Origin of the sequence: Massilia sp. TWR1-2-2 (assembly GCF_049897565.1) — a bacterium.
In the GTDB taxonomy this organism is placed as follows: domain Bacteria; phylum Pseudomonadota; class Gammaproteobacteria; order Burkholderiales; family Burkholderiaceae_D; genus JAFCUW01.
The window spans coordinates 110,185-129,271 of the sequence record NZ_JAFCWM010000013.1 but is presented as its reverse complement, the minus strand read 5'-3'; the positions used below and the strand labels follow the sequence as shown (position 1 = coordinate 129,271).

Below are 19,087 nucleotides of genomic sequence, written 5' to 3'. Positions count from 1 at the left end.
GGCCGACCCGCGCCGCAGGCGTTACTCGTCGTCGTCCGGATCGAGGTCCGGGAACATCACGCTGGTGTAGCCGAACTGCGAAAAGTCGGTGATCCGCATCGGGTACAGGATGCCCAGCAGATGGTCGACTTCGTGCTGCACCACGCGCGCATGAAAACCTTCGGCGTCGCGCACGATTGGCTCGCCGTGCTGGTCGACGCCTTCGTAATGCAATCTGGTGTAGCGCGACACCACGCCGCGCAGGCCGGGCACCGACAGGCAGCCTTCGAACTGCTCGTCCATCTGGTCCGACAAAGGCGTCAGCACCGGGTTGATCAGCACCGTTTCGGGCACCGGCGGCGCGTCCGGGTAGCGCTGGTTTTCCTTGAAGCCGTAGATCACCAGCTGCAGGTTGACGCCGATCTGCGGCGCCGCCAGCCCGGCGCCGTTGGCCGCGTGCATGGTGTCGAACATGTCGGCGATCAGCGCGTCCATTTCGGGCGTGTTGAATTCGCGTACCGGCTCGGCCACGCGCAGCAGCCGCGGATCGCCCATCTTGAGGATTTCACGTACGGTCATTTTGCTTCGGCTCCCAAGTGCATCTGTTCGAGAAAAGCTCGGTAGCCCTCGCCGGTTTCGGGGTGCTTCAGGCCCATCGCCGTCATCGCCTTCAGGTAACCGAGCTTGGAGCCGCAATCGTAGCGCTGGCCGGCGTAGCGGTAGGCCAGCACACGTTCGGCTGCCATCAGGGCGGCGATGCCGTCAGTGAGCTGGATCTCGCCGCCGGCGCCGCTGCCGAGGTGCTGCAGGTAGTCGAAGATCTTCGGCGACAGCACGTAGCGGCCGACCACGGCCAGCGTCGACGGAGCCTCATCGGGCTGCGGTTTCTCGACGATGCCGGAGACCAGTTCGAGGTCGGCGCGGTACGACGATGCGCTGACGATGCCGTAATGGCGGGTGTCCGCGCGCGCCACGTCCTGCACCGCCAGGATGCTGCATTTCTCGTAGCCGTAGATGTCGGTCATCTGCGCCAGCACCGGTTTTCGGCCAGGCGCGGTGTCCATGAAGTCGTCGGCCAGCAGCACCGCGAACGGCTCGTTGCCGACCACCGGGCGCGCGCACAGCACCGCGTGGCCGAGGCCCAGCGGTGCCGACTGGCGGATGTAGATGCAGGTGATGTGCTTCGGGATGACGTTGCGCACGAACTCGAGCAGCTGTTCCTTGCCGGCCGCTTCGAGCTCGCTTTCGAGCTCGTAGGCCTTGTCGAAATGGTCCTCGATGGCGCGCTTGTTGCGGCCGGTGATGAAGATCATCTCGTCGATGCCGGCGGCGACCGCCTCCTCCACCGCGTACTGGATCAGCGGCTTGTCGACGATCGGCAGCATCTCCTTCGGCTGCGCCTTGGTCGCAGGCAGGAAACGGCTGCCCAGCCCCGCGACTGGAAAGACAGCCTTGGTGATTTTTTTCATGGTCATTCTTCAGTTGGTGATGGGAGCGCGAGCAGGTGCTGCAGCGCGGCCTCGTCGAGGATGGCGATGCCAAGTTCCTGCGCCTTGACCAGCTTGCTGCCGGCCTCTTCGCCCGCGACCACGTACGACGTCTTCTTCGATACCGAGCCGGCCACCTTGCCGCCGGCCGCTTCGATCAGCGCGGCCGCTTCGTCGCGGCTGAGCGTGGGCAACGTACCGGTCAGCACGAAGGTCTTGCCGGCCAGCGCGCCGGTATTTTTGAGCACGTGCTCGCCCTCTTTCCAGCGCAGGTGCGAACGCAGTTGTTGCACCAGCTGGATATTTTCAGGATCGGTGAGGAACTCGGCGATCGAGCGCGCCACCACCGGGCCGACGTCGGCCACCTCCAGCAGTTGCAGGCCGCCTTCGAAGCTGGCCGCGTGCAGCAGCGCGTCGAGGTTGCCGAAGTGCTGGGCCAGCGCCTTGGCGGTGGACTCGCCGACGTTGCGGATGCCAAGCCCGAAGATGAAGCGCGCCAGCGTCGTGTCCTTCGATTTTTCGAGCGCGGCGAGCACGTTCTGCGCCGACTTCGTGGCCATGCGGTCGAGCGCGCACAGCTTGTCCTGGTCGAGCAGGTACAGGTCGGCGGCGGTGTCGATCACGCCCTTGTCGACCAGCTGCTCGATCAGCTGGTCGCCGAGGCCCTCGACATCGATCGCGCGGCGCGAAACGAAGTGCATCAGGCCGCCCTTTTTCTGCGCGCTGCAATGGGTCCAGCCGCCGGAGCAGCGCGCCACCGCTTCGTCTTCGAGCCGCACGATCGGCGAGCCGCACACCGGGCAGCTCACCGGCATGACGAATTCGCGCGCGTCGGCCGGGCGCTTTTCGGGCACGTACGCGACCACTTCGGGAATGACGTCGCCGGCGCGGCGCACGATGACGGTGTCGCCGATGCGAATGTCCTTGCGGCGCACTTCGCTTTCGTTGTGCAAGGTGGCGTTTTCGACCGTCACGCCGCCGACAAACACCGGCGCCAGGCGCGCCACCGGGGTGATCGCGCCGGTGCGGCCGACCTGCACGCCGATGTCTTTCACCTGCGTCAGCGCTTCCTCGGCCGGGAACTTGTGTGCCATCGCAAAGCGAGGCGCGCGCGACACGAAGCCAAGCTTGCGCTGGTCTTCGAGCCGGTCGACCTTGTAGACGACGCCGTCGATTTCGTACACCAGGTCGGCGCGGCGCTGGCCGATGTCGGTGAAGTAGCCGAGCATGCCGGCGGCGCCCACCACCACGGCGCGCTCTTTCGATACCGGCAGGCCAAGCTGGTCGAGCCAGTCGAGCAGCTTGGAATGCGATTCGGGCATGTCCGCGCCTTCCAGCGCGCCGATGCCGTAGCTGAAAAAGCGCAGGTTGCGCGCGGCCGTGATGCGCGAATCGAGCTGGCGCAAGCTGCCGGCGGCCGCATTGCGCGGGTTCATGTACTCCTTCAGACCGGCCTCGCGCTGGCGCGCATTGAGCCTGGCGAAATCGGCCTTGAACATCAGCGCTTCGCCGCGCACTTCAAGTACGCCGGGGACGTCGTCGCCATGCAGGCGCAGTGGAATGGCGCGCACGGTGCGCATGTTGGTGGTGACGTCTTCGCCGGTGGCGCCGTCGCCGCGCGTGGCCGCCTGTACGAACACGCCGTTCTCGTAACGCAGGCTGATGGCCAGGCCGTCGAATTTGAGTTCGCCGCAATACTCGACCTGCTCGGCGCCGAGGCCTTCGCGCACGCGGCGGTCGAAGTTGTCGACGTCTTCCTCCGAGAAGCCGTTACTGAGCGAGAGCATCGGCACCGTGTGGGTGACCTGCCTGAACTCGGGGATCGGCGCGGCGCCGACGCGGAACGTCGGCGAATCCTGCGTCATCGATTCGGGATGGGCCGCTTCGAGCTGCTGCAGTTCGTGGAACATGCTGTCGTACTCGGCGTCCGGAATGGTCGGCGCGTCGAGCACGTGGTAGGCGTAGATGTGGCGATTGAGTTCAGTCGTCAGCCACGCCATCCGCTCGCGAAATGCCGATTCCATGCTTGCCTCTTTCGTCACGATCGCCTGCGTCTAGCTAAACAGGCGCAGCGCGCGGATCGAGCCGGCCGGGATGTCGGCCGCTTCCATCTCCTGGTAGAACTCGAGCACCTGGCCGTTGATCTCTCCTAGCGCCTCGTCCATCAGCGGCTGGTTGCTGTCGTCGACGATGGTCGCGTCCAGGCGCGCCACCATCGAGCGCGCGCACGCCACCATGCTGCCGAAGCCGTCGCGCGCCGGCGCCACCACAGGCACGTCGAGCAGCAACGTCAGGTGCGAGGTGGTGTCGGCGCCGAGCGTGACGTTGGTCGACAGCGTAAACAGCACGCCGCCGTCGCCGTCGGGCATGGCGAAGCGGCCGTCCGGGCGCACGTCGAAGCCCTGCTTTTCAAGCGCGCCGATCAAGGTCGACATCGCCCACGGGGCACCGTTCGACATCAGGTTCACGCCCAGCTGGGCGTCGTGGCCGGCGACGAAGCGGTGCAGCGTTTTCGCTTCGGCCATCACGTCGATCATGTCGGGGATTTCGGCTTCGGCGCCGATTTCGTCTGCCACCGTGCGCAGACGCGTTACCAGCTCGGAGTATTCGAGTTCGTTGAGCGCGGTGGTGCGGCTGGCCAGCTGCACGCCCGCTTGCAGCTTGGTGTAGACGCCGCCGTGGGCGATCGGCTCCCACTCGCCGGAGACGGCCAGGCCGATATAGTGGATCGGCTTGTTGCCGACGTGGCGCAGCGTGTGCAGCACCGGCAGGATCTTGTCGCCGCGCACGGCATTCTCCAGCGCCAGCGGAATCAGGCAATCGATCAGCGGGTCGACCAGGCTGGTGGCCTGCTCGGTGGCAGGCGCGACGACGTCGTCGGCGCCGATGACGGTGTCGGAGACGACCGGCTCGTAGCGCTGTTCGGCGTCGCCGCTGTCGCCGCCGCGCCCGCCGCTGCCGAGCTCAAAGCTCGGCTCTTGGCGCGCGGTGGCAGGCACCGGCGCCGGCGCTTCGCCGGCGCGCATCAGCACGTCGTCGTGCTCGGACGAAAAGGCGCGCTCGACGCTTTTACGCGCCTTGTGCTCCTGCCACTTGTTATAGACGAATACGGCGCCGACAAAAACGACGGCGCCGCCAATCAGGCTCATTTGAAGATCGGTCATGCTGTGTATGCCCCGCTAGCGAATTTCGCGGCGAACGCGATGTCTGCTGCAACGTTAAGATTTCCCAGCATGTGCAAGGCCCTTTAAGTACTGAATAATTCGGTCATGGCGTGTCAGTTGCGCATTTGCGCCGCATAGCTGCGAGGGTAACACGCCGCAGGTAGCAAAATAGCTACCATGATACCAATAACAAGGGGTCTACGCCATGCACGGCAGGCCTCGGCGCGCGCGCCCGCGCCCGTGGCCGCAAAAAGCCCGCGCGCGGCCGGCCTTCGCCTAGCGGGAAAGCGCGATCAGCTCAGCGTGCGGCGCTGGCGGCGCAAACCGGCCAGACCGTGAATGCCAGTTAGATTTGTTTCTGCAGCCCTTGCAAAATTTCCCGACAGAATTTATGCCGCTTGCGCCTCGGCGGCGAAGCCGGCCGCCGCCTCCATGTCGACAGCGACGATGCGCGACACGCCCTGCTCCTGCATCGTCACGCCGATCAGCTGGTGCGCCATCTCCATGGCGATCTTGTTGTGCGAGATGAACAGGAACTGGGTGTGCTCGGACATCCGCTTGACCATGCGGCAGAAGCGCTCGGTGTTGGCGTCGTCGAGCGGCGCGTCGACCTCGTCGAGCAGGCAGAATGGCGCCGGGTTCAGGCGGAACATCGAAAACACCAGCGCCGTCGCCGTCAGCGCTTTTTCTCCGCCCGACAGCAGATGGATGGTGGCGTTCTTTTTGCCCGGCGGCTGGGCCATCACCTGCACGCCGGAGTCGAGGATCTCGTCGCCCGTCATGACAAGTCGCGCGTTGCCGCCGCCGAACAGGATCGGGAACAGCTCGGAAAAATGCAGGTTCACCTTGTCGAAGGTATCCTGCAGCAGCTCGCGCGTTTCCTTGTCGATCTTGTGGATCGCGTCCTGCAGCGTGTTGATCGCCTCGGTCAGGTCCTGGTTCTGGGCGTCGAGGAAGTTCTTGCGCTCGGACGCCTGCGCCAGTTCGTCGAGCGCGGCCAGGTTGACCGCGCCAAGCGCGGCGATCGAGTTGGTCAGGCGCGTCACCTCGCTTTGCAGGTATTGCGCCTTCATCTCCGGCAGCAGTTTTTCCGCCAGCGCCGCCTCGTCCGCGTCGACCGCTTTGAGCGCTTCGGCGAACTGTTCCTGGTTCAGGCGCGCGGCCTGTTCCTTGAGCTGCATCTCGGATATCTTGTCGCGCTGCGGCTGCAGGCTGCGTTCGGCCGCCATGCGCGACTCATCGGCGTGGCGCAGCTGCTGGGTGATCTGGTCGAGTTCGTGGCGCGCGTCCGACAGCGCCCGCTCCTGTGTGGTGCGGCGATCGAGCAGGTCCTGCAGGCCGTCGTTGGCGGCGCCGGTCTCGAGCGACTCGAGTTCCTGCTGGCCGAGCTCCAGGCTTTCGCCGACCTGCGACGCCTGCTGCGTGGCGGTGGCGATATTGCGGCGCAGTTCCTCGATCTTGCTGCGCTGTGACTTCTCGGCGAACTGCGCTTCCTGCGCCGCGCGTTCGAGTTCGCGCAGCTTGTCGCGCGCGTCGGCCAGCGCCTGCTCGCGCTCGAGGAAGGCGGTCTGGCCGTCCTCGTGGGCGCCCTGCAGCTCGGCCAGCTCCATGTCGAGCTGCTCGAATTTTTCTTCCGACTCCATGCGCACCTGCTGCTGCTCTTCCTCGTGCATCGCGATCTCGGCCAGGTCGGCTTCGATCTGCGTGCTGCGCTGGTTGAAGCGCGCCTCGACCTCGGACTGCTTGACGACCTCGATCTGCAGCGTATGGACCGATTGGGTCAGGGTGCCGATGCGCAGGCGCGCGTCCTGCAGGCGGCGCGACAGGTCGGACACGGCGGCGTCGGCGCGCACCGATCGCGCGCGCGCCTCGTCGGCCAGCAACGCCTGCGCGCGCAACTGCTTGCCGATGTTGTCGATTTCCTGCTGGCGCCCGAGCATGCCGTCCTGCTCGGAGTCGGCGGCGTAGAAGCGCACGCTCGACGCGGTGACGACGTGGCCCTGGCGCGTGATAAACGAGCCGCCGGCCGGCAGCGAGGCGCGCGCGGCGAAGGCGCTGGCAGCGTCGTCGGCGACGAAGACGTTGTGCAGCCAGTCGTGCAGCACGCCGCGCAGGCCCGCTTCGTTGATCTTCAGGAGGCTGGTGAAGGGCCTGAAACCGGGGATCTCGGCCGACTGCGCGCTGGCCAGCGACGGCGCATACAGCGCCAGCTTGGCCGGCGGCGCATCGGCGAAGAAGGCCTTGGCCCACTCGATGTTGGACATCTCGAGCGCCGCGGTGCGCTCGCGCAGCACCGCTTCGAGGGCGGTCTCCCAGCCCTGCTCGATGTGCAGCTTTTGCCACAGGCGCGGCAGCGATTCAAGTTCGTGTTTTTTCAGCCAGGGCTGTACCTTGCCTTCGGTCTGCACGCGCTCCTGCATCTGCTTCAGGGCCGCCAGGCGCGCTTCGAGCTGCGCGTTGGCGGCCGTCTCGGCGTTGACCTGGGCCTGCGCGGTGGCGCGTTCCTGCTCCAGGTGCTCCTGCTGTTCGACCGCTTCTTCGAGCACCATGGTCTGCTCTTCGAGCGCCTGCTGCTTTTCTTCGAGCTGCATGCGCAGGTTCGACAGGTGCGCGCTGTCGGGCAGGTTCAGGCCATTTTTCTCCTGCTGCAGGCGCTCGCGCCGCGTGGCGAGACCGGCCAGGATGTTCGAGGCGTTGCGCTGGTGCGCCGACGACAGTTCGATCTGCTGCTGCGCCTGCATGATGCGCGAGCGCGATTCGGTCGTCTTGTGCTGCGCTTCGCGCCAGGCGGCGTCCAGCGCCGGCAGGCCCTCGGTATGCTGTTCGGCCGCCATCTGCGACTGCTCGACGCGCGCGCCCAGTTCTTCCAGCGTGAACTCGGCTTCGGAGAGCTGCTCCCGGTAATCCTGGCCCTGCGCCTGCCACTGGTTGCGCTGGGCGCCCAGGGTGGCGAGCTGGTTTTGCAGCCGGCTGCGCGACTCGATGACGAACTTGATCTGCGCCTCCAGGCTGCCGATCTCGGAGTTGGTCTGGTACAGGTGGCCTTGCGCCGTGTGCAGGCGGTCGCCGACGGCGAAGTGCCCCTGGCGCATGTGTTCGAGCTCGAGTTCGACGTGGCGCAGCTTGGCGGTCTGCTGTTCCAGGTCGGTCTGCGCCTGTTCCATCTCGCGGAAGTACCGGGTCTGCTCGGCGTGCGCTTCGTTCTTGCGCAGCAGCCAAAGCAGCTTCTGCTTTTCTTCCTGGTCGCCCTGCAGCGCGTGGAAGCGGTTCGCCACCACTGCCTGCGCCTCGAGTTTTTCGAGGTTGGCGTTCAGCTCGCGCAGGATGTCTTCGACGCGCAGCAGGTTTTCGCGCGTGTCGCCCAGGCGGTTCTCGGTCTCGCGGCGGCGCTCCTTGTACTTGGAGACGCCGGCGGCCTCCTCAAGGAACACGCGCAACTCTTCCGGGCGCGACTCGATGATGCGCGAGATCATGCCCTGGCCGATGATGGCGTAGGCGCGCGGCCCAAGGCCGGTGCCGAGGAAGATGTCCTGGATGTCGCGCCGGCGCACCGGCTGGCCGTTGATGTAATAGGTGGAGGTGCCGTCGCGCGTCAGCGTGCGCTTGACGGCGATCTCGGCGTACTGGCCCCACTGGCCGGCGGCCTTGCCGTCGTTGTTGTCGAACACCAGTTCGACCGACGCGCGTCCGGCCGGCTTCCTGTGCGTCGAGCCGTTGAAGATGACGTCCTGCATCGATTCGCCACGCAGCTCCGACGCCTTCGACTCGCCCAGCACCCAGCGCACCGCGTCGATGATGTTCGACTTGCCGCAGCCGTTCGGGCCGACTACGCCGACAAGCTGGCCCGGCACCTGGAAATTGGTGGGATCGACGAATGACTTAAATCCCGACAATTTGATGGAAGAGAGGCGCACGTTGCTTGGACTATCCTATGGCGAGGTCGAAAACAGGAAAGCGATGATCATACCATTTGTTGCTTTGGCCCTCGCCAAGATCGTGTTGCAATTTGGAAATTAGTGATTATTTGTCAGCCTGAACTGCGGCGCGCCGGTGCGGTCCAATGGCGTTCACCCTTTCATTCGAGCCGATATCATGCATACGAAGCAATCGTCCGAGATCCATTTTCCGACTTCCCAAGACAAGGGCGCGGTGCCGTTTCCTTGTTCGCCAGACGGCAGCGCAAACCAGCAAGCTGCCGAACAGACGCCCACTGCCGGTGAACAGCCGGACGCCGACAAAAAGGGCGCCGCGGACGCTGCGCCGGCCGAACCGGAACTGACGGCGGAAGAACTGCGGCTGATGGCCGACACCATGCCAGGCGACGGCCCGGGAGACTAGGGACCGGCTGGCGTGGGGGCCCCTTGCGGACCGCAGCCAGCTTTGCAAATAGCGCTTGCATCCGGCGACCATCGGACTTATATTGAATGCGAATCATTCGCATCTATGGATTTCCGTGGCTGCAATTTTGAGGATATGCAATGGCTGACGATGACCGGTCCACCGCCGCGACGCCCGCACCCGAAATGCTGATTGCGTCGTTGCTGCACCTGATGTCGCACTACGTTGTCGACATGGACACCGCCGGAACCGGGGCCAATCTGTCGGTTGCGATCGAACGCCATTTCCAGGCCTTGTCGAGCATGCCGGGCGTGGCGCCGGTATTGCGCGGCACCTGCACGCAACTTTCGCAGCAATGGGCGCCGCTGGTCGCCAGCGCCAGCGCGCGCATTCGGGCAAAGCCGGCGCGAACGTCGATCCTCGCCCGTCTCAAGGCCTGGGCGGACAGCTGAGCCCGGCGAGCGCGCAGCGGCCGCCGCATTTCGCGCCAGCCGGGCGCCACTCGCGCCGCGCCGTGGCGCTTGGTCGCATCGGCCCCCAGGCCGGCCAACTGCCAGATACAGTGGTCTCCATCGAACACAACGGAGACGAGCATGACCCCCCTTGGCACCCTGTCCTTCTGCACCGCAGTGCTGGCCGCTGCCCCGGCCGGCGCGGCCGACCTGACCATCCATGTCGACGACGTCAACGCGGCCGGCGGCATGATCCACGTAGCACTCTACAATTCGGCGGACAGCTTCATGAAGTCCGTCGCCGGCATCGGCAAGACGGCGGCGACCGGCCAGGCCGACACGATCGTGCTGAAGAACCTGCCGGCAGGCGAGTACGCGTTCGCGCTGTTCCACGACGCGAATGCGAACGAGAAGCTCGACAAGAACATGTTCGGCATCCCGACCGAGGACTACGCATTTAGCAACAACGCCGTCGGCAAGATGGGGCCGCCGAGCTACGACAGCGCCCGCTTCACGCTGCCGGCCGCCGGCGCCACCGTGCGCGTCAGCCTTCGCTGACCGGGAGAACAGGATGAATCGCCGCCAACTGCTCGCCTCGAGCGCCGCCATCGCCCTGCTGCCGGGCAGCGCCTCTGCCAATACCGATACCTTCAAGCAATTTCACACCGCGCTCGAGCGCGACCCGACCCTCGCGGTGCTGGCCAACATGGTCGGCGAGCGCGCCGGCGACGCCATCGTCAAGGGCCGTATCCCCGCCGACCTCGATGGCGTGTTCTTTCGCAACGGCCCCGGCCGCTTCGAGCTGGGCGGCGAACGCTACCACCACTGGTTCGACGGCGACGGCTTCGCCCAGCGCTGGCAGATTTCGCAGGGCAAGGTCAGCCATCGCGGCAAGTTCGTCGCCACCCAAAAATTTATCGACGAGTCGGAGGCCGGCCAGTTCCTGTACCCGGGCTTCGGTACGCAGATCACGCGGCGCGGCATCAAAGGCAACGACACGATGAATGCGGCCAACACCAACCTGCTACCGTTCGGCGGGCGCCTTTACGCGCTGTGGGAAGGCGGCTCGGCCATCGAACTCGATCCGCGCACGCTCGACACTGTCGGCATCCGCACCTGGCGCGACGACCTGAAGTCGATGCCGTTTTCGGCGCACCCGAAGATCGACCAGGACGGCAGCATGTGGAATTTCGGCGGCCTGCCCGGCGCCGGCCGCCTGGCGGTGTACCACATCGGCGCCGACGGCACGCTGCTGGCGGCCGGCGCGGTGCAGGTGCCGCAACTGGCGATGGTGCACGACTTCGTCATCAGCGGGCAGCACCTGGTCTTTTTGGTGCCGCCGTACGATCTGCTGGCCGACACGTCGCTCAGCTATGCCGAGCGCCATGCGTGGGCAGGCAGCGGAGTGGCGGCGCGGCCGATGCGGGCGGTAGTGGTGTCCAAGGCAACGCTGCAGCTGCGCCAGGTGTTCGAGCTCGATCCGCATCTGGTCTTTCACTTCGGTAATGCGTTCGACGATGGCCAGACCACGCGCTTCGATGCGGTGCTGCATGGCGGCGGCGCGCTGGCGTCGTTTGGCGCGCTCATGCGGGGCGAACGCGCGGGTAACCTGGACGAGCCCAGTTTTACGGCGCAGATCACACTTGACTATGCGAGCGGCAAGGCGCAGCAGGTGCGTCTGTTCGGCAACAGCGAGTTTCCCCGCGTGATGCCGCAGTCGGTGGGCCGGCGGCACCGCAAGCTGGCGGTGCTCAGCAGCGCGGCGCGCAATGCCGAGCATATCCTTGACACCGTCAACCTGGTCGACACCGACACCGGCAAGGGCGACAGCTTCCGCTTCGACGCAGGCTGGCTGGCAGAGGAGCATGTGCTGGTGCCGCGCCGCAATGCCCGCTCGGAAACGGACGGCTACCTGCTCGGCGTGGTACAGGACGCGCGGCGCGGCGACACGTTGCTGTCGGTTTTCGATGCGGCACATGTGGCCGACGGCCCGCTGGCGCTGGCGCGGCTGGGATATCGGACGCCGATATGTTTTCATGGTAACTTCTTGCCGACTTAACGTATTGTTGAATCGTTCACCATGACTTATACAACCGCTGAGTGCGGCTCCCACCCGCTGGACCTGATTCCGCTGTTCCGGCGCTGGCCGCGTTCGCACTTTCGCAACATTGTCTACACCGGCGTATGGAATACGCTGATCGCCGTGTTCCTGACCGGCGCCGGCATGATGTTCGACCGCCACGACGGCAGTTTCCTGGAGCACTTCGTGCCGGTGTGGCTGATCTCGAACGTGATCGGCTACATGGTCCACGGCACCCTGAGCGGGCTCGACTACCTGCTGCGCGGCTGGCCTTCGCGCATCAAGGGTCTGCCGACGGCGGCCTATCACGTGACCGTCATCAGCATCTGCGTACTGCTTGGAATCGCGATCGGCAATGCCGTGCTAAAAGGCTTGCCGCCGTTTCACTATCTCGAACGCGCCACGCAGCTCGCGCCGCTGGTACCGTTTGCCTTGCTGATGGCGCTGTTCGTGTTCCTGGTGCTGATGTCGAGCGAGAAGCGGATCGCCAACGAAACGCTGGCGGCGCGCCAGAGCGAGCAGATCGCCGCCGCTGGGCAACTGCTCGCCGAAGCGCGGTTGCGCGGGCTGCAGGCGCAGATCGAGCCGCATTTTCTGTACAACACGCTGGCCAACGTGCTCGGCCTGATCGACACGCAACCGGCCAAGGCGCGCCACATGCTCGAGCGCTTTATCGATTTCCTGCGCGCCAGCCTGACCGCCAGCCGCGCCGAGCACGCCACATTGGGCGCCGAACTCGACCTGGCGGCGGCCTATCTCGACGTGCTGACCGTGCGCTTGGGCGAGCGGCTGCGCTACCGCATCGAGGCCGACGGCGCCGCGCGCGCCGCCCGCATCGCGCCGATGCTGCTGCAGCCGATCGTCGAGAACGCCGTCATGCACGGTCTGGAGCCGAAGATCGACGGCGGCGAGATCGTGCTGCGCGCGCTGTTCGATGGCGCGCACCTGCTCATCGAGGTGGCCGACACCGGCGCCGGGATCAGTGCGGCGCCGCCGCGTGACGGCGGCGGCGTCGGCCTGGCCAATCTGCGCTCGCGCCTGCGCAGCCTGTACGGCGCCGGCGCGCAACTTCAACTTCTTGAAAATCAACCTTGCGGCATGACTGTACGCGTGCTGCTGCCTGAAGAAATGGTGTCGCCATCGACCAACCCACCGCCCTGATCGCAGACGACGAACCGCACCTGCGTGACTATCTGGAAACCCAGCTGGCCAGCGTCTGGCCTGAACTACGCGTGCTCGACAAGGCGGCCAACGGCATCGACGCTGTTCGCCTGATCGACGAACTGTCGCCCGACATCGTGTTTCTCGACATTCAGATGCCCGCCATGACCGGCCTCGACGTCGCGGCGCGGCTGGCCGCCAGTGGGAGCGGGCCGCACATCGTCTTCATTACCGCGCACGACCATTACGCGGTCGATGCGTTCGAGCATTCGGCCTGCGACTACCTGTTGAAGCCGGCCAGCCTGGAACGCCTGGCGCGCACCGTCGGCAAGCTCAAGGCGGCGCTGCGCGACAAGCCGGCGGGCGAAGTCGACTCCTTGCGCGCGCTGCTGCGCCAGCTGGGCGTGGCGCCGGCGGCAGTGCCGGCGGTGGCGCCACTGCAATGGATCCGCGCCGCGCATGGGCGCGAGACCAGGCTGATCTCGATCGAGGAGGTGGTGTATTTTCAGAGCAACGACAAGTACACCAGCGTGTTCCTGCAGGACGGCGAGAGCCTGATCCGCACGCCGCTGCGGCAGTTGCGCGAGCAGTTGCCGGAGGCGCAGTTCTGGCAGATTCATCGGGGCATGATTGTGGCGGCAAAGTTTATCGAGGCAACGCATACCGATTTTCGCGGACGGCTGATGGTGAAGCTGAAGGGGCGCAGCGAGCAGCTGGTGGTGAGCCGCAATTATCTGGAGCAGTTCAAGCAGATGTAGTGCAGCTCAAGGAAATCGCGTAGTCGGCTAGGCGGTAGCGGCGACGTTGACGTCGTTGACAGCCTGCCCCATCGCCTCGGCCAGCGCGCGGGCGACCACCCCATCCTGGCGCACCATGCGCACCGTGTCGTCGCGGTAAGCCTCGGCCAGCTTTTCGACCGTCAGTGAAAACGCTTCTTTGCGCGCGCCAGTCGAGAAGATGAACAGTGTCCGCAGCGGACTGATCCAAGCTAGCTTGACCGTCTGCGCGCTGCCGTCGGGCTGGCTAAATTCGAGCCACATGCCACGTTCGAGCCCGTCGATGGTGACGACCGCCGGGTCCGCTTCGGCCTGCTGCGCCTCGGCTTGCTCGGCCGCCGCCAGCGCCTGCTCATTCTCGAGGCGCCTCTGGGCGTCCTGCTGCGCGACCTCGATCGCAATTTCCAGCTGGCGCTCGGGCGACAGCACGATCGGCGCGCGCACGATCGAAGCGTGGCATTCGGCCAGTTCGGCAAAGAACTGCAGCCGCTCGGCATCCTGCCACTTGATGATGTCGAGCCACTTGTTGAGCGTGGCGAGCAGGCCCGGCAACTTGCCGATGAGCTGCTTGCGCTGCTCCTGCGTGATCTTGGGCTTGACGCTCCAGATCAGGTCGTCCATGGTGCGGGTGGCGCTGCCGACTGCACCCGGCTTGTCTGGCTCGACGCTGTAGGCGATCGTCAGCACCGACGTCCATTTCTTTTCGAGGAAGGTTTCGACAACCGCGACGACGTCGCCGATGCCGACGCGCATCGCAACCGCCGTTTTCGCCGACTTGTTGGCGGCAGTGACTTTTTCCTGCTTCAGCGCGGCGGCGATCGGCGCGGAAATCTCGGCCGTCGCGACACTGTCTTCGGCGGCGATGCTCGCTTCGAGCTCGGCGACGGCATCGGCGAACACGCTGACCTCGGCATCGAAGTCGCGCCCGACGCGATTGACCCCGCGCTGCATCGCCTGGAACAGCGGATCGTCGGCGCCGTGGCGCTGCTCCCAGCCCATGCGCGACATCAGGTCGATCATGCGGCGCGCCGGATGCGCATCCTGGAAGAAGAAATTCTTGTCCTGCAGTGCCGCCTTCAGCACCGGCGCCTGCAAGTACTGGATCAGGTCGCGCGTTTCCTGCGGGATGTTCTCGTCGACGTAGACGGTTTCGAAGATGCGCGTCAGCAAGTCGATGGTGCTCTCGTCGCCGCGCGTCAGGCTGCCCTTCGGCAGGCTTTCTTTCAGCCGTGGCAAGTAGAACACGTTGCCAGGTGCGCCGGCCGCGGCGGCAGGACCATGAAGGCCGCGGCTGCCGCCAGTTTGTTGAGGCAAATGCAACTGGAGCTTGGCAAGCATCTCGAGCAGGCCCGGATGGCTGGCGCCGGAGGGTACTTGCATCGCCTGCTGGGCGCCATGATGGGCGCCGGGCTGCACGGCAAACCCCGGGTACGCCGCGCCCGGCTGGCCCGGTGCGCCTATGCACTGCGCCGCGCCCGCCTGGCCGGGGGCGCCGTGAAACTGCGCGACCTGGGGCGCGCGGCCGTCATGTGTGCCGGCCAGCATCGGACCGGCGGCGGCCGGCTCAACGGCCGGCTGGGCGGCAATAGCGCCGCGGAACGCTTCGGCGCCGCTCGGGCGCCAGCCGCCTGCCCCGGAAGGCATTGACGGTAAATCGGGAATCAGCGGGATGCCCGATTCGTCCGCCAGGCTGGCGTCGGTGCCGGAAAAGAACTGGCGCAGCTGTTCGGCCAGCGCGGCCTGGCCGGTGGCGCGCTGCGCCTTGGCGCGGGCGGCGTTATCGGTCTTGCGGATGCGCAGCGAGTCGCCCTGGCCGCCGCCATCCATCAGCGACTGGTTCAAGGCCTCGTAGACGGGGGCGAAATCGAACAGCACGGCCGGGCGCAGCAGTGGCGCGAGCAAGGCGTGGGCTTCGGCGTCGGGCTCGAATTCGGTCCAGGCCTGGTGCAGCCCCATCAAGATCAGGTCGGGCCGGAACGGGTTCTGGCCGATGCGCAGCGTGTCGCGCCCCATCAGGTAGCCAAGGCGCACGTTGAGGGTGGCGAGCTGCTCGGCGCAGACGGCCTCGAACGGGCGGCTGATGCCGCCGAAGGCGACGCTGCGGTCCATGTCGGCCAGCGGTACCAGGGTCAGCGCTTCGGCCGCGGCGCTGGCTTTCTTGCGCAGCGGCGCCAGCAGCGCAATTTCCTTGCGCAGGCTACGGTCGATCGCGGTGCAGGCCAAGTGGAAATAGGCGTAGGCGTTATTCTTGAGCAGGTTGCCGGACTTGACGCGGTGGTAGACGCTATGGGCGTCGAGCGCCGGATCGGTAATGTCGAGCATCACGCCGACCAGCCGGGTGATCATCGGCATCAGTTGCTCGTTGAGCTGGCCCGTGGCAAGCACAACGAGCGCATCCAATTGCGCGTGCGGGGACGCGACTGTCGTCATCGGTATCGGCTGCGGTGCTGGAATGGTAATCGCCATGGGTCTGTTTGCCTTGATCGCAACTTTCTATGCGCCATCCCATTTTGGCAGATTATTTCCACAAGGCAATAGTTAAACACCTATTTTCTGCAGTTTTTTCGCATTCTGATGATTTTCGCCACATAAAACTGGCCACCGCGCCGTTCCCCACCCGCCTGCTAATTTGATTTCACGCAATAGTGTTGGCATACAGTTTCCCTAACATAAAGAACCCGCCCCCTGTCTGCGCAAAGGATTCTCCATGAAATCGATTCGCCAGCTGAAAACCAGCACCAAGCTGTTTGCGTGCTTCGCCATCGTCCTCTTGCTTGGCGTGATGACCTCGGTGTGGCTGCTGGGACAGATGGCGCAGATCAGCGAATTGGTGGTGCAGGCCGGCGCCAAGGCAACGCAGGCGGAATTTGGCGCGGTGCGCAGCTGGAGCATGGTGTTGCTGGCGCTGAACCTGGTGGTGGCCGTAGTGCTGTGCATCTGGCTGGCGGCCGAAGTGGCGCGCCCGATCCACGAGGCGGTGCTGGTGGCGCGGCGCGTCGCCGCGGGCGACCTCAGCACCAAGATCGACAGCTCGGCGCGTGGCGAAGCGGGCTTGCTGCTGCGCACCATGCAGGACATGAGCGACAAGCTGGTCGGCATGATCGTGCAGGTGCGCTCCGGCACCGAATCGATCACTTGCGGCGCCGGCGAAATTTCCACCGGCAGCATCGACCTGTGCGCGCGCACCGAGCAGCAGGCGGCGTCGCTTGAAGAAACGGCGTCGTCGATGGAGCAGCTCACCGTCACCGTCAAGCAGAACGCCGACCACGCCCACCAGGCCAGCAAGCTGGCGGTGTCGGCATCGGAAGTGGCGGTCAAGGGCGGCGAAGTGGTGTCGGAAGTGGTCGGCACGATGGCGTCGATTAATGACTCGTCCAAGCGGATCGCCGAAATCATCGGCGTCATCGACGGCATCGCTTTCCAGACCAACATCCTGGCGCTGAACGCCGCGGTCGAGGCGGCGCGCGCCGGCGAACAGGGACGCGGTTTTGCCGTCGTCGCCTCGGAAGTGCGCAACCTCGCGCAGCGCTCGGCGGCGGCGGCCAAGGAAATCAAGGCGCTGATCGACGATTCAGTCGAGAAAGTCAACGCCGGCACGCTGCTGGCCGACAAAGCCGGCAACACCATGAACGAGGTCGTCACCAGCGTCAAGCGGGTGACTGGCATCATCGGCGAGATCGCCGACGCCAGCGCCGAGCAGACCACCGGCATCGAGCAGGTCAACCAGGCGATCGCGGCAATGGACCAGGCCACCCAGCAAAATGCGGCGCTGGTCGAAGAAGCGGCGGCCGCGGCGGCGTCGATGCGCGACCATGCAGGCAGCCTGAACCGGGTCCTCAGCACGTTCGTGCTGGGCGCCGAGCACACGCGCCCGGCCGCGCAGATCCACTTGATCGCGAGCAATCCGGCCAAGCCGGCCAGCGCAAAGGCCGAAACGCCACGGCGCGCCCGCGGCGTGCCGCCAGTGCGCGCCGCCGCCCCAAAGCGCAACACGGTGACCAAGCCGGACGTCGACTGGGAAGAGTTTTAATCTCCCGAGCTTGAACTTCCAAAATGGGGTCAGACCTAGGTCTGACCCCATTTTCGTTTGCGCTCCGCTTCTAAAACATTTCAAACCGGTAGGCCTATCTCCTACAAGCGACCAAGCAGTTTTCTGATACCGATGCATGGATGTCAATTGCATGATTGTGTTTCCGGAAATGCTAACGAAAATAATTGTTTCCGCTAGAAACCGGCGTACGACATTTCAAACTTTGTAAAGGAATGAACATGAAGTCGAACCAAAAAGACCAGGGCAGCACCACACAAAGCGCCAGCTCGAAATCGAGCAAGCAAAGCGACAGTTCCAGCGGGATCCAGCAGTCCAATTCACAAGGTGCGGGCAGCGGTTCATCGGGCTCGCGTTCCGGCGGACAGGGCGGCACCCATGAGCAGCATGTGGAAACGGGCCGTCAAAGCCACAAGAACGACGCCAGCAACAGCGGCAGCAGCAAGCAGTCCGGCTCATCCGGATCGGACAGCAAGCAGGCGGGTTCATCAGGATCGGACAGTAAGCAAAATGCTTCCGGATCGGCAGGCACGCGCGGCGGAACCCCGGAGCAGCATGCCGCTGCCGGCCGCCAAAGCCACAAGAACGACGACAAGCGCTAACTTCCAGCGCAGTAGTTTGAACAGGTAGGTTCGCTGGGCAGCGCCGGGTTTCCGGGCCCTGCCAACAGTCGCCAAACAGGAACACCGAAAGAGTCTGCAGCGGCCAAGCCGTTGACAGACTCTTTTACATCGTGGTTGCAGATGCGCGCACGATGCGGCGGATGTGCGTGGTTCGGCTAGATGTTGCGCAGGTGCGCGCCCTTCGGCGGAGCGAAGTCGCCGATGTCGGTGATCATGCCTGCAATCTTGGCGTCGCGCGACGTCAGGTGCAGGTCGGAGTACTGGTGGATCGCCCACTGTTCCGGCGCCAGTTCGATATGCTTGCGCAGAATCGCCTCCGTGCGGGCATCGTCGGCGCGCAGTCCTTCGACGATGATGTTGAGCGCGTCCGGCCGCGCGCCAGGCGAAGCTGTGGCGTGCGACTTGTGCACCATGAACCGGGCAGTTTCACTGGCATAGCGCTTCGTGCCTGACAGGAACACGATGACAGCGATCGACGCCACCGCGCCGCCGTTGCACATCACAAAATTGATCGGCGAGCGCGCCATGAAGTTGTACAGGCACAAGCCATCGCTGACGTAGCCGCCATTTGACTGCACCAGGACGTGGGCAGTGTCGATGCCCTCCTCCGTCATGGTCGATACCGCTTCGAACACGCGGTGGACCATATCGCTGTTGACGTCACCGGACAGGGTGAACCACGCTTCTTTCGGATGTCTTGTCGATTCTTCGGTCATGATGATTTTGCCCGCATGGTGGATGCCTCATTTTAACAAACAGAGCTGGAGAAAGGCTCGCGCTCCCCGCATTCGTGCGCGCGTTGCCAGCATTCAATGGATAACGGTTTCCGTCAGCACTTGTCTTGATCGCGCACTGCAGATTGTGTTATGTCACATGGCGCCATTTAACCGTTGTCAAGCGGCGTGCCGATTATTCTTTTTGCATAGCAGATTGCTTGCTTTGAGGGCGCTCTTTACCGCCGCCGGCGGCGCCGACAGGT

The 19,087-nt window shown here is 65.0% G+C and carries 15 protein-coding genes; 8 read left to right on the top strand and 7 right to left on the bottom strand.

Going from position 1 to position 19,087, the window contains the following annotated elements; translation table 11 throughout:
* Positions 1-21: 21 nt before the first annotated feature.
* From def to smc, 5 genes are all read right to left on the bottom strand, one after another.
* Entirely contained in the window at positions 22-558 is a 537-nt protein-coding gene (gene def, locus ACP7DD_RS14395) for a peptide deformylase (protein WP_426175508.1), read from the bottom strand.
* Positions 555-1,448, bottom strand: a complete 894-nt coding sequence (gene galU, locus ACP7DD_RS14390; protein ID WP_426175507.1) for a UTP--glucose-1-phosphate uridylyltransferase GalU — start codon at positions 1,446-1,448, stop codon at positions 555-557. Before galU ends, def begins: the two co-directional genes overlap by 4 nt.
* 2 nt (positions 1,449-1,450) lie before the next feature.
* Entirely contained in the window at positions 1,451-3,490 is a 2,040-nt protein-coding gene (ligA, locus tag ACP7DD_RS14385; RefSeq protein WP_426175506.1) for an NAD-dependent DNA ligase LigA, read from the bottom strand.
* Between the two features lie 30 nt (positions 3,491-3,520).
* Positions 3,521-4,630, bottom strand: a complete 1,110-nt coding sequence (locus tag ACP7DD_RS14380; RefSeq protein ID WP_426175505.1) for a cell division protein ZipA C-terminal FtsZ-binding domain-containing protein — start codon at positions 4,628-4,630, stop codon at positions 3,521-3,523.
* Positions 4,631-5,019: 389 nt separating this feature from the next.
* Complete coding sequence (gene smc, locus ACP7DD_RS14375) at positions 5,020-8,544, bottom strand: chromosome segregation protein SMC (protein ID WP_426175504.1); 3,525 nt, start codon at positions 8,542-8,544, stop codon at positions 5,020-5,022.
* A 178-nt stretch (positions 8,545-8,722) separates the two neighbouring features.
* On the opposite strand from smc, the gene ACP7DD_RS14370 reads away from it, so the two are divergent.
* The 6 genes from ACP7DD_RS14370 to ACP7DD_RS14345 all read left to right on the top strand — a co-directional run bounded on the left by ACP7DD_RS14370 (position 8,723) and on the right by ACP7DD_RS14345 (position 13,419).
* Positions 8,723-8,968, top strand: coding sequence for a hypothetical protein (locus ACP7DD_RS14370; protein WP_426175503.1), 246 nt, complete (start codon positions 8,723-8,725; stop codon positions 8,966-8,968).
* A gap of 140 nt (positions 8,969-9,108) precedes the next feature.
* Complete coding sequence (locus ACP7DD_RS14365) at positions 9,109-9,420, top strand: hypothetical protein (protein WP_426175502.1); 312 nt, start codon at positions 9,109-9,111, stop codon at positions 9,418-9,420.
* Positions 9,421-9,561: 141 nt separating this feature from the next.
* The gene (locus ACP7DD_RS14360; protein ID WP_426175501.1) at positions 9,562-9,978 is read left to right on the top strand and encodes a DUF2141 domain-containing protein; all 417 of its coding nucleotides are present in this window, start codon (positions 9,562-9,564) and stop codon (positions 9,976-9,978) included.
* 13 nt (positions 9,979-9,991) lie between these two features.
* On the top strand, positions 9,992-11,479 hold the full coding sequence (locus ACP7DD_RS14355; protein ID WP_426175500.1) for a carotenoid oxygenase family protein: 1,488 nt from the start codon (positions 9,992-9,994) through the stop codon (positions 11,477-11,479).
* A gap of 21 nt (positions 11,480-11,500) precedes the next feature.
* Positions 11,501-12,661, top strand: a complete 1,161-nt coding sequence (locus ACP7DD_RS14350) for a sensor histidine kinase (protein WP_426175499.1) — start codon at positions 11,501-11,503, stop codon at positions 12,659-12,661.
* Positions 12,640-13,419, top strand: a complete 780-nt coding sequence (locus tag ACP7DD_RS14345) for a LytR/AlgR family response regulator transcription factor (protein ID WP_426175560.1) — start codon at positions 12,640-12,642, stop codon at positions 13,417-13,419. Before ACP7DD_RS14350 ends, ACP7DD_RS14345 begins: the two co-directional genes overlap by 22 nt.
* 27 nt (positions 13,420-13,446) lie before the next feature.
* Here ACP7DD_RS14345 and ACP7DD_RS14340 read toward each other — a convergent pair whose 3' ends face one another.
* On the bottom strand, positions 13,447-15,903 hold the full coding sequence (locus tag ACP7DD_RS14340) for a DUF1631 family protein (protein ID WP_426175498.1): 2,457 nt from the start codon (positions 15,901-15,903) through the stop codon (positions 13,447-13,449).
* 241 nt (positions 15,904-16,144) lie between these two features.
* Here ACP7DD_RS14340 and ACP7DD_RS14335 point away from each other — a divergent pair, with 241 nt between their 5' ends.
* Both ACP7DD_RS14335 and ACP7DD_RS14330 read left to right on the top strand, forming a co-directional pair.
* Entirely contained in the window at positions 16,145-17,467 is a 1,323-nt protein-coding gene (locus ACP7DD_RS14335) for a methyl-accepting chemotaxis protein (RefSeq protein ID WP_426175497.1), read from the top strand.
* A 239-nt stretch (positions 17,468-17,706) separates the two neighbouring features.
* A complete protein-coding gene (locus ACP7DD_RS14330; protein WP_426175496.1) occupies positions 17,707-18,087 on the top strand; it encodes a hypothetical protein in 381 nt (126 codons plus the stop codon).
* Between the two features lie 176 nt (positions 18,088-18,263).
* On the opposite strand, the gene ACP7DD_RS14325 is transcribed toward ACP7DD_RS14330, so the two are convergent.
* Positions 18,264-18,824 (bottom strand): ATP-dependent Clp protease proteolytic subunit, encoded by a 561-nt coding sequence (locus tag ACP7DD_RS14325; protein ID WP_426175495.1) that lies wholly within the window; start codon positions 18,822-18,824, stop codon positions 18,264-18,266.
* Between the last annotated feature and the right edge of the window lie 263 nt (positions 18,825-19,087).

Bases quoted from the DNA above. Each gene is read 5' to 3' on its own strand.
- ACP7DD_RS14325 (WP_426175495.1), bottom strand. From the start codon at position 18,824: ATGACCGAAGAATCGACAAGACATCCGAAAGAAGCGTGGTTCACCCTG.
- galU (WP_426175507.1), bottom strand. From the start codon at position 1,448: ATGAAAAAAATCACCAAGGCTGTCTTTCCAGTCGCGGGGCTGGGCAGC.
- ACP7DD_RS14365 (WP_426175502.1), top strand. From the start codon at position 9,109: ATGGCTGACGATGACCGGTCCACCGCCGCGACGCCCGCACCCGAAATG.
- ACP7DD_RS14350 (WP_426175499.1), top strand. From the start codon at position 11,501: ATGACTTATACAACCGCTGAGTGCGGCTCCCACCCGCTGGACCTGATT.
- ACP7DD_RS14335 (WP_426175497.1), top strand. From the start codon at position 16,145: ATGAAATCGATTCGCCAGCTGAAAACCAGCACCAAGCTGTTTGCGTGC.
- ACP7DD_RS14330 (WP_426175496.1), top strand. From the start codon at position 17,707: ATGAAGTCGAACCAAAAAGACCAGGGCAGCACCACACAAAGCGCCAGC.
- ACP7DD_RS14370 (WP_426175503.1), top strand. From the start codon at position 8,723: ATGCATACGAAGCAATCGTCCGAGATCCATTTTCCGACTTCCCAAGAC.
- def (WP_426175508.1), bottom strand. From the start codon at position 558: ATGACCGTACGTGAAATCCTCAAGATGGGCGATCCGCGGCTGCTGCGC.
- ACP7DD_RS14355 (WP_426175500.1), top strand. From the start codon at position 9,992: ATGAATCGCCGCCAACTGCTCGCCTCGAGCGCCGCCATCGCCCTGCTG.
- ligA (WP_426175506.1), bottom strand. From the start codon at position 3,490: ATGGAATCGGCATTTCGCGAGCGGATGGCGTGGCTGACGACTGAACTC.
- ACP7DD_RS14380 (WP_426175505.1), bottom strand. From the start codon at position 4,630: ATGACCGATCTTCAAATGAGCCTGATTGGCGGCGCCGTCGTTTTTGTC.
- ACP7DD_RS14360 (WP_426175501.1), top strand. From the start codon at position 9,562: ATGACCCCCCTTGGCACCCTGTCCTTCTGCACCGCAGTGCTGGCCGCT.
- ACP7DD_RS14340 (WP_426175498.1), bottom strand. From the start codon at position 15,903: ATGGCGATTACCATTCCAGCACCGCAGCCGATACCGATGACGACAGTC.